Source organism: Ruegeria arenilitoris, from assembly GCF_013031355.1.
GTDB lineage: Bacteria > Pseudomonadota > Alphaproteobacteria > Rhodobacterales > Rhodobacteraceae > Ruegeria > Ruegeria arenilitoris_C.
In genome coordinates this window covers 14,510-29,951 of sequence record NZ_WPZO01000009.1, presented here as the reverse complement: position 1 = coordinate 29,951, position 15,442 = coordinate 14,510, and the positions used below count along the sequence as shown (strand labels likewise).

Sequence of the window (15,442 nt, the reverse complement as noted above, 5' to 3'; positions counted from 1 at the left end):
GGGATACCTTCAGTTCTTCATGCGTTTGTTGTCCGGGTCATAGGGCGGTTGGTCAAGAATTACCGCAGCGCGCCTTTGACCCAGAACCTCGACACTCAGCCCGCTCCGCACGGTCCGGTCGCGCAGATAGGCCAGCGCCAGTGTCTTGCCGGTGCGATGCCCGAAAGCGGCCGAGGTGACGATGCCAACAACGCGGTCGCCCTGATAGACACCGTGGGCGTAATACGGATCGACGTCGGTGGTTTCCACGTCCAGCAACACCATGTCCCAGCGATCTTCGGCCTGCATCCGTGTGGCTAGGGCATCCTTGCCGATGAACTCATGATCCATCTTGATCATCGGACCCGCACCCGTTTCCGTCGGGGTGCGTTCAGTGGTGAAGTCTGCGCCCCATGCGCGGTACCCCTTTTCCAGCCGCATCGCGTTCATCGCATAGGCCCCGAAATAGTCCAGGCCATGCGGTTTACCTGCCTCTTCCACCGCATCAAACAAGGTGGGCATGTCGGCAGATTTTACATGCAACTCCCAGCCGAGTTCGCCGACATAGGACACCCTCAGCGCCCGGACGGGAATACCAGCCACGTCGATTTCTCGCACGGACAACCAGGGGAAGTTCACCCCAAGATCGGTATTGGTAAGCGCAGCCAGTACATCCCGCGATTTCGGCCCCATCAGGCCAAGCACCCCGAAATCGTCGGTCACGCGGGTGATGGTGACGTCAAATCCTTCGGCACGGGCGCGTAGCAGATCGTCATCCATCTCTTCCGCGGCTGCGGCTGAGGTCAGGTAGACGTGATCCTCTGCCAGAACCGATACGGTAAATTCCGACTGAGCTCCGCCTGCCGGAGTCAGGGCATGAGTCAGGCTGATCCGCCCGGGCTTAGGTGCTCGGTTCGCGCCAATGCTGTCCACGAAAGCGCGTGCGTCAGGGCCGGTTACGTCGAACTTGGCAAAGACCGACATATCGGCCAGCCCGACGTGGTTGGCGACGGTTTCACATTCCACCGCCACCCGGTCGAACCAGTTGGATCGGCGGAAGCTTGGTGCGGCTTCGTCCCCCTGTTTGCCCGAAAACCAGTTAGGCCGTTCCCAGCCATAAGCGGCGCCCATCACCGCGCCCCGTGCGACCATCCGGTCATGGACCGGCGACAGCCGTTTGCCGCGTGCGGCGGGGCGTTCTTCGTGCGGGTAATGTACGCCGAACTGCAAGCCGAAGCACTCGATGGCCTTCTGCACACGATAGTCGCGGTCGGCCCAGCTGCCGAACCGGCGGCTGTCCACGGCCAACGCATCCATCGGCGGCGCACCATGCGTCATCCAATGGGACAGGAACCAGCCCGCGCCTCCGCCTTCCATCACTCCCATCGAGGACCCAGTCAACAGCCAGGCGTTGGGCAGCCCGTGGGCGGGACCGATCAGCGGGTTGGCATCTGGGGTGAAGGTAATTGGGCCATTGACCACCGATTTGATCCCGCCGGTTTCCAGCGCCGGAATACGCGCCATCGCCATCATGATGATGTCCTCGACCCGGTCCAGATCGGGCGGCATCAGGTCGGCGCCAAAATCCGGCGGACAGCCGTCAATCGACCAGGCCTCGGCGTTCTTTTCATAAGGGCCAAGGATCAGCCCGTCGCGTTCCTGCCGGACATACCAGCTTTCTTCCGGGTCACGGATCATCGGCAGTTCGGGCAGGCCTGCCGCGATGCGATCGGCCACGGCTCCGACTGTGTCGGTTACAAGGTATTGGTGCAGCACCGGAACCGAAGGGATGTTCAGCCCCATCATGTGACCGATTTCCCAGCCCCAGGTGCCCGCAGCATTGACCAGATGGTGGGCGTGAATCGTGGTCTTTTCGGTCTCGACCACCCAGAACTCGCCCTCGCGTCGGATTGAAGTCACAGGGTTGTAGCGCAGGATCGTGGCGCCGTTCCGGCGCGCCACCTGCGCCATTGCATTGGTTGCCAGTGTCGGGTCCACATGGCCGTCATCGGGTTCGTAAATCCCGCCCAACAGGCCTTCGGTCCGTGCCAGCGGATGCAGGCGCTCCACATCGTCGGGGGTCAGCATCTGCAGATCATAGCCGGTGAACCGGCTCAGCCCCGCCACATGGGCGAACTCATCCATGCGATCTGGGTTCGAGGTAATTCGCATCGCGCCCGAGCGGTGAAATCCGCAGGTGCCGCCGGTCTCTTCCGGCAAGATATCACGATACAGCCGGACCGAGGTGGCGCGCAGTTCCTGAATGGTCGGGTTATGAGCGAAATGCGTGCACAATCCCGCCGCGTGCCAGGTCGACCCGTGGGTCAGATCGTTCTTTTCGGTTAGTACTACATCCGACCAACCCGCCTTGGTCAGGTGGTACATCAGCGACACCCCCATGGCACCGCCGCCGATGATCAGGACCTGAGCTTGCGTGACCGTCATGATTTCATCCGTTCGTTCTTGGGGTCAAAGGGCGGGCGCATCAGCGGGATCGCCGGATAGTGTTTGCCGGCCACCTCGATGGTGAAGCTGCGGTCGCAGGTCTGGGGCAGGGTTTCACCTGGCGCGATCTCGACCAGCCCCAGTGCATAAGTCTTGCGGGTGCGGGCACCTCGTGCGCCCGAAGTGGTGGCACCGACCACGCGACCACCTTCGTGGATCAATTCGTCATGCAGAATGAGCGGTTTGTCCGGCAGCTCAAAGATCACCGCGCGACGACGCGGGCCTTCGGCCTTTTGCCGGACCAGTGCCGCCTTGCCCAAAAACTCTTTGTCCCACGCCGCGGCAAAGCCCAGCCCGGCCTCCAGCGGAGAAATATCAGGGCCAAGGTCATGACCCCAATGTTTGAACCCTTTCTCGATCCGGCACCCGTCCAGCGCGAAATGACCCATCGGCCGCGCACCTTGCGCGTAGAGCGCATCAAATACCGGCCCGCCTTGATGAGCGGGAATGTAAAGCTCCCACCCCAACTCCCCTACGAAACTCACCCGCAGCGCACGGCAGGGGATGCCGGCCACGAAAACGTCACGGGCGTTGGAGAACGGGAAGTCCTGCCAGTCGGCGTCAGACAATGCCGCCAGAATATCACGCGACCCGGCGCCCATCACGCCGATCACCACCACGTCTTCGGTGACGTCCCGGATCACTACGTCACGCCCTGTGCCGTGACGCCGGAGCCACGCAAAGTCCTTCTGCCGGGTTGCGGCTCCGGACACCATTCGGAAATGATCCGAGCCAAGGCGTAGGACAGTGACGTCGGCCTCAACCCCTCCGCGAGCATTCAAAAGTGGCGTATAGACCGCGCGTCCGGGCGCGACGTCCAAATCGGCAGTTGCCAGATATTGCACCAGCGCCAACGCATCCGACCCGGTGATGTCGAACTTGCCAAATGGCGACAGGTCGATCAGAGCCGTGCCATGCTCCATGATCGCGGCCTCGCGGTGGATGATCTCCTGCCAGGGCTGTTCTCCGACGGAGTAGGGCAGTTCCCGTTCGCTATCGTCCCGCGCATACCACAGCCCGCGTTCCCAACCCACGGTGAGGCCGAATTCGGCCCCTGCCGCCGCCCATTTGTCGTGCAAGGCCGATTTGCGCAGACCGCGCCCGGCCTTGGGCTGTTTGAACGGCCAGTGCAGGGCAAAGGCGTCGCTGACCGCCTCTTCCATCCGGGTTTCGATATGGTCGGCAGCGGAAGCCAGAGGATCGACGCGCGCCACGTCCACCTCCCACAGGTCCATCGGCGCTTCGCCCGCGATCATCCAATCGGCCAGAACCCGTCCGACACCGGCCGACGACATGACACCGACCGAGTTCATACCCGTGGCCACATACAGCCCATCCACTTCGGGGGTCTGACCGATCAGGGGGCGAGTGTCATGGGTAAAGCTCTCGGGACCGTTCATGAAATGCTGGATGCCCGTCTCGGACAGCGCCGGGATCAATTCCAGGGCACCCTCCATGAAGGGCATGAACTGGTCCCAGTCCTCGGGCAGTTCCAGAAACGGGCGGTCGCCCTCGGGGCCGAAGGCATCCCAGCACTTCGCGTTCGGCTCAAAGCCACCAATCACCAGCTTGCCCGCATCACCTTTGACGTAGAAACCACGGTCCAGATCACGCAATACCGGATAGGGGTTAGGCAATCCGGCCATCGGCTCGGTCACTACATACATATGTTCCACCGCCTGTAAGGGCAGGGCTACCCCCGCTGCATCAGCCAGCTTTTTGGACCAGGCTCCGGCACATAACGCCACGCGATCCGCCAACAACTCGGTCCCGTCGGCCAGAGCGACACCTTTGATCCCGCCGCCTTCGACCAGCAACCGGTCCACCCGCACACCTTCCCGGATCTGCACCCCCTTGGCGCGGGCGGCCTTGGCGTAGGCCATGCACAGATCCACGGGGTTCACGTTTGCGTCCTCTTCAACCCGCAACGCGCCGACCAAGCCATCTGTGCTGAGGCCGGGGACGTCGATTTGATCGGGGGACAGGATGGATGGCGTCAGCCCAAGATGTCGACCTAGCGACGCAATGCGATGCAGTTCATCCATTCGGTTGGGGTCACGCGCCAGCCAATAGCCACCGGTTTGACGATACCCGGTGGACAGGCCTGATTCCTCTTCCAGCTTGGGGAATAGCGTTCCGGCATACATCGCCAACTGGGTCATGTTCGGCGTCGCGCGCAACGGGCCGACAATTCCGGCCGCGTGCCAGCTGGTGCCCGAGGTCAGCTGGTTGCGCTCAAGCACCTGCACATCTGTCGCCCCGGCTGAGGCCAGATGATAGGCCAGGCTCAGCCCGATCGCGCCGCCTCCAATAATGATGGTTCCCGCCATGAATGGCACTCCTCGCTCTTGCCGTCCATGTTCGCCGCGACATGAAAGGGATCAAGTGTCACCTATCATCATAACTACAACTAATGATAAGCAGAGCTTGCGCCGTTCCTGCCCAGGGCGTATCGCGCAATCGGCTGCAATTAACGGGAAAGAGGGCGCAAATGACGCGCAATGAGACTGAAATCAACCTGTTTCGGGCCATCGAAGTGTTCATGGCCGTCGCGGAGATGCGCCATGTGACGGCGGCAGCACATGCCTTGGGGATCACCCAATCGGCAGCCTCGCAGCATCTGAAAAACCTGGAAAGCGCCTTTGGCGTGACATTGGTCGACCGATCTCACAGGCCGCTGGGGCTGACCCATGCAGGTGAGGCGATGCAGCGGCACGGGTATCGCATTCTCAACGAGATCGAAGACCTGAAATCGGACCTGCGCCACCTGAAAGCTGCCACGCTGCCGGTGTTGCGCGTTGGGCTTCTGGCCTCAATCGCCACGACGCTGACACCGGGCCTTTTCGACTTTGTCGAACATGACCTGCGGGTGCCGGAATTGATCCTGTCGGCGGGCTTGGCCAGCGACCACCAAAGTGCGCTGACCGCGCGAAAGATCGATATTGCCGTTACCTCGGAGCTGTTTGTGATGAGCGACGATTACGACACCTATCCCGTTATGGAAGAACCATTTTTTCTGGTATTGCCCGAAGGTTACGACGGTCCCGAAGACGATATCCACGCCATTTCCAAACGCTTGTCACTCGTGCGATTTGGCGCGCTGACCCCAGTGGGTCGACGCACGGATCAGCACCTGCAACGCTGTCGCCTGAACCTGCCCCGCGCGATCGAGGCGGACCGGTCCTCGATGGTGGTGGCCGGCGTAGTGACCGGCAAGTGTTTCGCGATCCTGACGCCCTCACTGTTGATCGACGGCGTGGCCGAAGGGATGCCGCTGCGCATTGTGCCGTTGCCGTTTTCCGGCTTCAAACGTGGCGTGCAGGTGGTGTCGCGCAAAGAGGATCTGGGCGATATCCCGGCCCGTCTGGCCCATCAATGTGCTGATATTCTGCGTACGCATTTCGAACACCGCTTTCCGGACATCGCGGATCAGATCACATACTTCACCGGCGCTAATCCCAATCATTAGGATTTCCGATCAAAGGCCTCTCCCCCTGTTCGCGACCCGTTTCCAATGCATAGTCAGGGAACCGGCACGGGCTCCCGCGCCGTATCCAACAGGAATTGGGGAGGCACCACATGTCACGTCGTTCAGGCCGCAAATCGCGCGTTCAAGCGCGGGCCGCCAAGGGGGCGGTATCCACCCCCTATGTGACGCGGCGGATCGGGCTGGTCAGCCTGATCGACGACGAAGCTATCGCTATCATTGAGCGCAATGCCGACCGAATTCTGGACGAGATCGGCATGGAGTTTCGCGGTGACCCCGACACGCTGGACCTGTTCAAGGCCCACGGCGCGCGGGTCGAGGGCGAGCGGGTGCGGTTTGACCCCGGCTGGTGCCGTGACAAGATCAACACCGCGCCGTCTGTCTTTACCCAACACGCCCGCAATCCCGCCCGGTCGATTCAGATCGGCGGAAAGGCTCAGGTCTATGCCCCCAGCTTTGGCCCGCCCTTCGTGCATGACATGGAAAATGGACGGCGCTATGCCACGCTTGAAGATTTCCAGAATATCACCAAGCTGCACCATCAGTTGGGCGCCGTGAACCATTCTGGCGGAGTGGTGGTGGAACCGGTCGATATTCCCGTGCCACTGCGCCACCTGCAGATGGCACATACCCATCTGACCATGAACGACAAACCTTTCATGGGGGCCGTAACCGCGCCCGAGCGGGCCCGCGATACGATCGAGATGTGCAAGATCGCCATGGGCGCGGACTTCGTTGACGAAAACTGCGTGCTGTATTCCGTGGTCAACACCAACGCGCCTTTGGTGATGGATGAAACCATGCTGTGGGCGCTGAAGGAATACGCGCGGGCAGGGCAGTGCACGGTGGTCTCTCCATTCGTGCTGGGGGGCGCGATGTCGCCGGTTTCGGTGGCTGCTACGTTGGCGCAAGTACTGGCCGAGGTGATGGCATCCGTCGCGTTGATCCAACTCATCCGCCCCGGTGCTCCGGCTGCTTTCGGGACGTTCTTTTCACCCATATCGCTCAAGACCGGAGCGCCAACCTTCGGCACGCCCGAAGGTACGCAACTTCAGATGTGCGCCAAGACGCTGGCGGACCGGCTGGGTCTGCCGTTCCATTCGGTTGGCGGTCTGACCGCCTCCAAAGTGCCGGACGCGCAAGCGGGGTATGAAAGTCAGGCCCAATTGATGGGGGCCGCGTTGGCTGGGGTGAACTTCATCATCCACGCCACGGGGTGCCTCGAAGGGCTGCTGACCACCGGTTATGAAAAGATCGTCATGGATGCGGATCGCTGCGCGGCGATGCAGCGCTTTGTTCAGGGCGTCGATTTTTCGGAAAGCGCGCAGGCGATGGAGGCGTTTTCCGAGGTGGAACCCGGTGGTCATTTTCTTGGCGCGCAACACACGCAGGACAATTTCGAAACCGCCTTCTGGATGGGCGACATGTCCGACAACGGCACCTACGAACAATGGGCGGCCGAGGGTGCCTATTGGCAGCATGACCGTGCCACCGCCCGGGTGAAACAATTGATCGAAGACTACGAAGCCCCGGCCATGGACGCCGGAATCCGCGAAGCCCTAGAAGAATTCGTCGCCCGCCGCAGCCGGGAAATCGAAGGAGAACAGCCATGAACATGCAAACCGACTGGACCCTGAACGACACCGCTCGGCGGCGAGATACCTTTTACGCCGCAAGCCAACGCAAGTTTGTCCCCTTCAAAGAGCCGATGGTCTTCAAGAAGGGCTCGATGCAGTACCTCTGGGATGTCGAAGGGCGCAAATACACCGACCTTCTGGGCATGAACGTCTGCATCTCGGTCGGGCACAGCCACCCCAAGGTGGTCGCCGCGGCGATGGAGCAGGCACAGGAACTGACCCATTGCACCACCATGTTCTACCATCCGGTGCCCGCCCATTTTGCCGAGGAGCTGGCTGCCACCATGCCCAACCCCAACGGTGACATCGAATGGGTGGTGCATTTTACCAATTCGGGCTCTGAGGCGGTCGACCTCGCCATGACCATGGCGCGGAGCTTTACCGGTAACCTTGATCTGCTGGCGTTGCGGTCGGCCTATCACGGCCCGACGGCTGCGGCGCAATCGATCACCGGGATCTCGGGCTGGCGCCATCCGGGGGTGCCTGGCAACGTCGCCTTTGTGCCTGACCCGCATCAGTATCGCGGCATCTTTGGCGAAAACGCGGGTGCGCAGCCCTATCTGAACGAGATCGAGCGCACCATACACGCCGCCACAACCGGCCGCGTCGCCGGGATTTTCGTGGAAAGCGTGCAGGGCTATGGCGGCATCGTCGAAATGCCCAAGGGGTATATGACCGGTGCCGCCGAACGGGTGCGGGCGGCCGGAGGGCTCTATATCGCGGATGAGGTGCAATCCGGGTTCGGGCGCACCGGGGATCACATGTGGGGGTTTGAGGCCGATGGCGTCATCCCGGATATCGTGGTCATGGCCAAAGGCATAGGCAACGGCTTTCCGTTGGGCGCGGTGGTCGCGCGCAAGGAAATTGCGGCCCCAATGGCTGAGAAGTTCATGTTTCACACTTACGGTGCCAATCCGACCTCCTGCGCGGCAGGGCGGGCTGTTCTGCAGGTGATCAAAGGGGACAAGGTGCGCGAAAACGCCCGCGACGTGGGGTCCGCCTTGCTGGAGCGCCTGCACGTGCTGAAGGACAAGTACTCGGTCATCGGCGATGTGCGCGGGCGCGGTCTGATGCTGGCTGTCGAGATGGTAAAGGACCGCAAGACCAAAGAGCCGGACCCGCAGACCACCGCCGCCGTTTTTGAGGCCACGCGCGAAAGCGGGATTATCCTGTCGAAATCGGGCGCATACCAATCCTGCTTGCGCATGGTGCCGCCGATGTGCCTGTCGATGGAAGACGTCGATCACGTGGCGGATGGTCTGGATCAGGCCTTTAGCCGCGCCACGGGATAGCGCCTGAAAGCAAAAGAGCCAGCCGACGCGACTGGCTCTGTTCTTGAAGGCGTCGGCTTAGCCCCGCAGCACTTTACCCGCTGCGTCAAACGGCGGCTCGTGCAGGATAACCGCCTTGTGCGGGCGCCCGAGAACCATGACTTCGACCTCATCCCCCGGCTGGGCGTTCTTGACATACCCCAAGGCCAGCGACATGCCGACGGTGTAGCCATAGGTACCCGAAGTCACGCGTCCAATGCCGTCGCCATCCTTAAAGATCGGCTCACCGCCGGTTGCGTCCGCGTTCGAGGCAGTCACGTCGGCCTCGTCCAGATGCAGCAGAACCAGTTGTTCGCGTGCGGGGTTCTCCAGCACTTTCAGCGCTGCCTCTTTGTTCAGGAAGTCCTTCTCGAACTTACACAGGCGCTCCAGACCAACCTCATGCGGCCAGTATTCGGGGCTGTATTCGCGGCTCCACGAACCATAGCCCTTTTCCACCCGCATCGACATCAGCGCGCGGCTGCCAACGGGGCCTGCGCCGAAATCCTTGCCAGCCTCGATCAGCGCGTCATACAGGCGAGCCTGATCTTCGGTGGCGCAGTGTAGTTCCCACCCCAGATCACCTGTGAAAGACACACGCAGGGCCAGAACCTCGACCCCTGCAAGCTCGATCTTGGCCGAACGCATGAACGGGAAGTCCTCGGTCGCCAGTGAAGCGTTGGTCAGGTGCTGCAGGATATCGCGCGATTTCGGGCCAGCTACGTTAAAGCCGCACATCGCTTCGGTCTTGCTTTCGAAGGTTGTGCCTAAGGGCAGCGAAACCTGCTTGAAGAACCGCTTGTGATAACGCTCGGCCATGCCCGAACCGATGATCCAGAACTCGTCCTCGGCCACGCGAGTGACGGTGAAGTCACCTGCGATTCCGCCGCGTTTCGAAATCAGCGGGGTCAGGCACGACCTCCCCACCGCCTTGGGCATGGTGTTGGCGAAGACGGCATTCAGCCATTCGGCAGCACTTGGACCTTTGCAGACGTATTTGGCAAAGTTCGAGATATCGATGATGCCCGCGCGATCTCGCAGCATCTTGCATTCTTCGCCCACAGGCCCCCACCAGTTCTGACGGGTGAAGCCGTTGGTATCCACGGCGCCCGGTTCATCTGCGAACCACAGCGGATGTTCCCAGCCGACATTCAGGCCGAATAGCGCACCCATGGCTTTCTGGGTTTCATAGATCGGGCGCACGCGTGCAGGACGGCCTGCGCTGCGTTCTTCGTTCGGGAAGTGGATGGCAAAACGGTGTGCGTACTGGTCCTGCACCTTGGCCATGGTGAATTCCCTGGTGGCCCAGGTGTCGAACCGCGCCATGTCCCAGGCGAACATGTCATATTCGGTCTCGCCCTCGATGATCCACTGCGCCGCCATCAGGCCCATGCCGCCGGATTGCGAGAAGCCGGGGATGATGCCGTTACAGCAGAAATAGCCGTCCACTTCGGGGACTGGTCCCATCAGCACGTTCGAGTCCGGCGACCAGATCATCGGGCCGTTGATGACCCGCTTGATCCCGGCCTCACCCACGGCGGGCAGACGTTCGATGGCGTTCATCATGTTCTCTTCGATGCGCTCCAGATCGTCGGGGAACAGGTCGTGCGCGAAGTCCAGCGGGGTACCTTCTTCGGCCCAGAACTTCATGTCCTTCTCATAGGCACCGACCAGCAGGCCGTTGCCTTCCTGGCGCAAATAGTATTCGCCGTCACGATCCGAGACCGAAGGCAGGCGGGTGTGGTGGGCCTGAACGTCCGACATCGCTTCGGTCACGAAATACTGGTGCTCGGTCGGCTGCAGCGGCAGATCGATCCCGGCCAGTTTGGCAACTTCACGGCCCCACAGGCCAGCAGCGTTTACCACCCATGGCGTTTTGATGTCGCCCTTCGGGGTTTTGACGATCCAGGTGCCGTCGTCCTGCTGTTCGGTCGCGGTGACAGGGGTAAAGCGGTGAATCTCGGCGCCGCGCTGGCGCGCACCAACCGCGTAGGCGTTGGTCACACCAGAGGGATCGACATTGCCGCCGTCAGGTTCAAACATCACGCAACGGATGCCTTCGTAGTTGACCAGCGGATTCAGGCGCTGCGCCTCTTCGATGCTGATCTCATAGAAGTTCATGCCATAGAGCTTGGCCTTGGCCGCCTGCAGTTTGAGCTGATGCTCGCGCTCTTCGGTTTGGGCCAGGTACAGCGAGCCGGGCTGGAACACGCCACAGCTTTGGCCTGTTTCCTCTTCCAGCGCATTATACAGGTTCATCGTGTAGTGCTGGATACGGCTGATATTGGTGCTGTCATGCAGCCCGTGGATGTTCGCCGCCGCGTGCCAGGTTGAGCCAGAGGTCAACTCATCCCGTTCCAGCAGCACAACGTCCGACCAACCCAACTTGGTTAAATGATAAAGGATCGAGCATCCGATTACACCGCCGCCGATGACTACGGCCTGAGCTTCTGTTCGCATTTTGTTATCTCGCGCGTTTTGTTTCGCTGAGTTTCTTTCACGAACCGGTGCCCATCGACAATGTCCACAAAATTCAAGGTGGGGTGAGGTGGGTTAAACCTAAGGGCCAGCGGCAAGAATACGGGGGCATTGCCTGAGAGGCATTGCTCCCGCTGTTTCAAAACTCCAGACGATGCGCGCGACCACGTTCGAAGAGCTTTTGGTTCAGCTCATCCGCTTCGGGTGCGCCGAATTCCAGCGCAAACACGAAGGCATGGGTCAGGTAAAAGCAGGCCGCGTCGTGGTCCTGACGCTGCTCTGCCTGATTTGCCGCCTCGTGGTATAGGCAGATCAACGCAGGTACATCGTAATCCGAATGTGCCTGCAGGAGTTTCTTATCCAGGTCTTCCAGATCCACGGTCAACCTTTCAGCGAGATCGCAATGTTCTTGGTACGAACATAGTTGTACAGCGCCTCCAGCCCTTTTTCACGTCCGAAACCGGATTTACCGACGCCGCCGAACGGGGTCGAGATGCCTCCGGCAAACCATTCGTTGACGAAAACCTGCCCGGCCCGCAGCTTGCGTGCCACCCGATGCGCCCGTGCCAGATCGTGAGTGAAAATACCTGCGACCAGCCCGAATTCAGTGCCATTTGCCATAGCGATCGCTTCGGCTTCGGTATCGAACGGAGTAAAGCAGGTGACGGGGCCAAACACTTCGTCCTGCGCCACGCGGCTTGCGGGATCGACATCTGCCAGAATGGTCGGCGCCATGAAATACCCATTGCGGTCCAGTCGTGCACCGCCCGCTGCAACGCGTGCGCCGTCCTGACGGGCGGTCGAGGTGATCTCTTCCACGCGCTGCAATTGCAGGGCCGAAATAACCGGCGTGTGATCAGGGTTTTCAAGACCGTGACCGACACTCAGGCCGTTGGCCAGTTCTGCGGCGCGCTCTACAGCCTGATCATAGATCGAGCGATGCACCAACACCCGCGCCATGGCCGAGCAGACCTGACCGGCATTGTAGAAAACACCGCTTTGCAGGCTGGACATCAGCGTATCCAGATCAGCATCGTCAAAGGCCACGGCCGCGGACTTGCCACCCAATTCCATCAGCGACGGGATCACGTTGTCCGCTGCCGAGCGCAGGATGTTCTGGCCTGTTGGGACCGAACCGGTGAATACGATCTGATCGACCTGCGAGCTTGCTACAAGCTTTGCACCCAGATCCGAGCCGATACCATTCAGGATCGACACTGCACCCGCGGGAACCTCGGCGCGCTCCAGCGCAACGCCCAACATGGCCAGGCCGATCGGGTCCAGTTCCGGAGATTTGATGATGGTCGAGTTGCCGGCCGCCATGGACGGTGCCAACGACCGGCCCGCGATCGATACCGGGAAGTTCCACGGCACGATCTGCGCCGATACACCATAGGGTTCAAACACGGTGTAGTCCGCATAGCCGGGACCCAGTGGGATCGATTTGCCTTCGATCTTGTCGGCGACGCCGCCGTAGTATTCGAAATACTGCGCGGCCTCGATGAATTCGTCCCGGGCAGCCTCAAGCGTCTTGCCGCTTTCCCGGCAAAGCAGAACGGCACCTTCATCCGCAATGTTACGGATTTCCTGCGCGATGCGGATCATCAACCGACCACGTTCCGCCGGGTTCATATCGGCTAGATCGCCCCGTTCGAACGAGGATCGCGCCGCCTCAAGCGCCTTGCCGACGCTTTCTTCACCCGCGCGTGCGCAGTCTGCCACATGATCTTGATTGCCCGGATCTTCGACGGCAATGGACGCGCCGTTGTCGCCGTCCACCCACGATCCGGCCAGAAAATTCCTGGCCAGACCGTCCTTCAGAAAGTCGCTCATGCTTCTGTGCGACCTTTTTCGATCTGAGTTGCGACCCAATGGTGGAAGCAGTGCGTCGGCCCGTCCATTGCGGGCGAGAAGCGGCCCCCGTCGAACAGAACGCCGTGGCGGCCTTTTTGCATGCCTTCAACAACAAACACGTCTTCCTCGAACACGGTTTTCCAAAGCTGCGAGTTTTTGGCGCGCAAAGGTTCATGCTCGGGCGCGTCTTCGGGCTTTTTGGCGTAGTACAGCTCGATATGTTCGATGGTTTTTTCGTGGTTCACGGGCTCGAGGATAAAGGCGAAGCCGTGGTCGCGCTGAACGCCCAGCATCACGTTCGGGTAGACGACGATGTATTCTGCGCCTTCATTCCACTTGTCGCTCAGGCCTTCGAAGTCGTCCAGTTTTTCACCGTCCTGACCTTCGAACTGGCGGTAAACCAGCGTTCCCTGACCCGAGTATTTGCCAAGCTCGTTAATGTTGTAGTGGTCTTCCAGACGCGAATAGCTGTTCAGTCCGGGGTGAACCCAAGGCAAATGATAGCTCTCGCAGAAGTTCTCGACGGCGAGCTTCCAGTTGGACTCCAACTCAAGGCGCACGGATGCGCCGGCGCCACCGTGATACATCGGCTTTTCGAACTCTTTCCAGCGCTCCATCAGCTCGCCGTGGACCTCTTCGAATTCCGGGGCGTTGCCGTCAACGTTCACGAAGACAACGTCGCGCCAGACGTAGGACCGGATGCGAACCAGACCCAGTTCGGCGAAATCCAGGTCTTCGTGCGTGTTCTGACCGGGGCCACCCACGTGCGGTGCGGTGCGCAGTTCGCCATTCAGGCCATAGCACCAGCTATGATAGGGGCAGCGGATCGCACCTCGAATTTTCTGAGGTTTGTCGACCAGAATCATGCCGCGGTGACGGCAAGTGTTCTGGAACACGCCGATCTCACCATTGCGGTCGCGGACCATCAGGATTGGCATTCCCAGGAAATCGACCGGTTTCGCATCGCCTGCTTCGGGGATGTCCTTGCCAAAGCCGATACCGGACCAGTTCGCGAACAGGACGGAGGCCCGTTCCTCGGCGAAGACGGCGGGGTCGATATAATGTTCGTTCGGCAGCCCCTTCGCTGTGTTTACCGGGGTCAGAACAGACGAAAGCGATGCGTGCTTGTTCATCAGTCACTCCTGAGTTTGTCTTTAGCTTTGGATTTCCTTCCCATTGGCAGCGCAAAAGGTACGTCTTCAATACCAAAAATCCTAACCGTTGCGTGAGGCTGGCTAAACCGATCCGCCTTGCACTTCGTTTAGCAACCAATTTTTGAGGGCCAGCGCACCTTCGGAAAGGTGTTCATCTTCGCGCCCGACCAGAAAGAAATTATTTGGGGCGGGAATGCTGAACTCTTCAAGCGCCACCAGCTTGCCCGAACTGAGCATCGGTTGAATCAGACGCTTCCACCCCAGCGCCAAGCCGGCCCCCTTGCGGGCCATCTGCAGGGCTAACGCATAACTGTTAACCCGCGATTGGGCCGGTAAATTTCCGGTATAGCCAAGTTCTTGAAACCACTCCGGCCAGGTGGTCCAGGTATTGTCCCTGGTTTCCAGATGGATCAGGCGGTGCTGCGTCAGGTCACCGAGGCTGGCCCCCTTCAACTCCGCGGCCAATTCGGGGCTGCACACAGGCGTCAGGGTATCGCGATAGAGTTTTGTATGCGGCAACGAGGAGTTCGGCTCCTGCCCGTAACGGATGAAGAAATCCAGATCAGGGCGGTCCGCAAAAGACGTATCCTGCGCCATCTGGTTCACTTTCACATGCGGGTATTCCTGCCAGAACCGGATGACCGACGGCGACAACCAAAGGGCCGCAACGGCGGTGGTCGATCCGACAGTGGCGTGGTTCTCGGAATCACCGCTGCGAACTTGTTCCAACACTTTGGACACCTTGAGGAAAGATGTGCCCAGAACCTCGTAGAGCGCCTCGCCATCTTCGGTGAGTTCGACGCCCCTATGCTTGCGAACAAATAGCGGCGTGCTCAGGTCGGTCTCCAGCGCCTTGATCTGATGGCTCACGGCACCCGGGGTGACGGATAGCTCGCTTGCGGCTTCCTTGAAGCTCAGATGGCGCGCCGCCGCCTCAAAAGCGGACAGCGTGGCAAGTGGAGGTAGGTTGTAGTGGCGTCGTGACATGCGTGCTGCGTGGTCCTGGGAATTTACGTGAGTGTGCTTCAACCGAATATG

At 60.5% G+C, this 15,442-nt stretch carries 10 protein-coding genes; 3 read left to right on the top strand and 7 right to left on the bottom strand.

Annotated features, from left to right (window positions below; all coding sequences use genetic code 11):
• Nucleotides 1–9 precede the first annotated feature (9 nt).
• Together GOX63_RS17995 and GOX63_RS17990 are read right to left on the bottom strand one after the other, a co-directional pair.
• Nucleotides 10–2,424 (bottom strand): GcvT family protein, encoded by a 2,415-nt coding sequence (locus GOX63_RS17995; RefSeq protein ID WP_170327707.1) that lies wholly within the window; start codon nt 2,422–2,424, stop codon nt 10–12.
• A complete protein-coding gene (locus GOX63_RS17990) occupies nt 2,421–4,814 on the bottom strand; it encodes a GcvT family protein (RefSeq protein ID WP_170327708.1) in 2,394 nt (797 codons plus the stop codon). The genes GOX63_RS17995 and GOX63_RS17990 overlap by 4 nt, the downstream gene beginning before the upstream one ends.
• A 161-nt stretch (nt 4,815–4,975) precedes the next feature.
• Here GOX63_RS17990 and GOX63_RS17985 point away from each other — a divergent pair, with 161 nt between their 5' ends.
• The 3 genes from GOX63_RS17985 to GOX63_RS17975 all read left to right on the top strand — a co-directional run bounded on the left by GOX63_RS17985 (nt 4,976) and on the right by GOX63_RS17975 (nt 8,900).
• Entirely contained in the window at nt 4,976–5,953 is a 978-nt protein-coding gene (locus GOX63_RS17985) for a LysR family transcriptional regulator (protein WP_170327709.1), read from the top strand.
• A gap of 110 nt (nt 5,954–6,063) precedes the next feature.
• Nucleotides 6,064–7,584, top strand: a complete 1,521-nt coding sequence (locus GOX63_RS17980; protein WP_170546691.1) for a trimethylamine methyltransferase family protein — start codon at nt 6,064–6,066, stop codon at nt 7,582–7,584.
• A complete protein-coding gene (locus tag GOX63_RS17975) occupies nt 7,581–8,900 on the top strand; it encodes an aspartate aminotransferase family protein (RefSeq protein WP_170327711.1) in 1,320 nt (439 codons plus the stop codon). The genes GOX63_RS17980 and GOX63_RS17975 overlap by 4 nt, the downstream gene beginning before the upstream one ends.
• A 57-nt stretch (nt 8,901–8,957) precedes the next feature.
• Here GOX63_RS17975 and GOX63_RS17970 read toward each other — a convergent pair whose 3' ends face one another.
• From GOX63_RS17970 to GOX63_RS17950, 5 genes are all read right to left on the bottom strand, one after another.
• Nucleotides 8,958–11,378 carry a GcvT family protein gene (locus tag GOX63_RS17970; protein WP_170546689.1) on the bottom strand — a complete coding sequence of 807 codons (2,421 nt, stop codon included), beginning with the start codon at nt 11,376–11,378 and terminating at the stop codon, nt 8,958–8,960.
• A 157-nt stretch (nt 11,379–11,535) separates the two neighbouring features.
• Nucleotides 11,536–11,775 carry a hypothetical protein gene (locus GOX63_RS17965; RefSeq protein ID WP_170327713.1) on the bottom strand — a complete coding sequence of 80 codons (240 nt, stop codon included), beginning with the start codon at nt 11,773–11,775 and terminating at the stop codon, nt 11,536–11,538.
• Nucleotides 11,776–11,777: 2 nt separating this feature from the next.
• Nucleotides 11,778–13,229, bottom strand: a complete 1,452-nt coding sequence (locus tag GOX63_RS17960; RefSeq protein ID WP_170327714.1) for an aldehyde dehydrogenase family protein — start codon at nt 13,227–13,229, stop codon at nt 11,778–11,780.
• A complete protein-coding gene (locus tag GOX63_RS17955) occupies nt 13,226–14,383 on the bottom strand; it encodes an aromatic ring-hydroxylating oxygenase subunit alpha (RefSeq protein ID WP_170327715.1) in 1,158 nt (385 codons plus the stop codon). The genes GOX63_RS17960 and GOX63_RS17955 overlap by 4 nt, the downstream gene beginning before the upstream one ends.
• A 102-nt stretch (nt 14,384–14,485) precedes the next feature.
• Nucleotides 14,486–15,391, bottom strand: a complete 906-nt coding sequence (locus tag GOX63_RS17950; RefSeq protein ID WP_170327716.1) for a LysR substrate-binding domain-containing protein — start codon at nt 15,389–15,391, stop codon at nt 14,486–14,488.
• Nucleotides 15,392–15,442: the final 51 nt, after the last annotated feature.

Excerpts from the sequence above, each read along its gene's own strand:
- GOX63_RS17995 (WP_170327707.1), bottom strand. The coding sequence starts at position 2,424 with ATGACGGTCACGCAAGCTCAGGTCCTGATCATCGGCGGCGGTGCCATG.
- GOX63_RS17990 (WP_170327708.1), bottom strand. The coding sequence starts at position 4,814 with ATGGCGGGAACCATCATTATTGGAGGCGGCGCGATCGGGCTGAGCCTG.
- GOX63_RS17985 (WP_170327709.1), top strand. The coding sequence starts at position 4,976 with ATGACGCGCAATGAGACTGAAATCAACCTGTTTCGGGCCATCGAAGTG.
- GOX63_RS17980 (WP_170546691.1), top strand. The coding sequence starts at position 6,064 with ATGTCACGTCGTTCAGGCCGCAAATCGCGCGTTCAAGCGCGGGCCGCC.
- GOX63_RS17975 (WP_170327711.1), top strand. The coding sequence starts at position 7,581 with ATGAACATGCAAACCGACTGGACCCTGAACGACACCGCTCGGCGGCGA.
- GOX63_RS17970 (WP_170546689.1), bottom strand. The coding sequence starts at position 11,378 with ATGCGAACAGAAGCTCAGGCCGTAGTCATCGGCGGCGGTGTAATCGGA.
- GOX63_RS17960 (WP_170327714.1), bottom strand. The coding sequence starts at position 13,229 with ATGAGCGACTTTCTGAAGGACGGTCTGGCCAGGAATTTTCTGGCCGGA.
- GOX63_RS17955 (WP_170327715.1), bottom strand. The coding sequence starts at position 14,383 with ATGAACAAGCACGCATCGCTTTCGTCTGTTCTGACCCCGGTAAACACA.
- GOX63_RS17950 (WP_170327716.1), bottom strand. The coding sequence starts at position 15,391 with ATGTCACGACGCCACTACAACCTACCTCCACTTGCCACGCTGTCCGCT.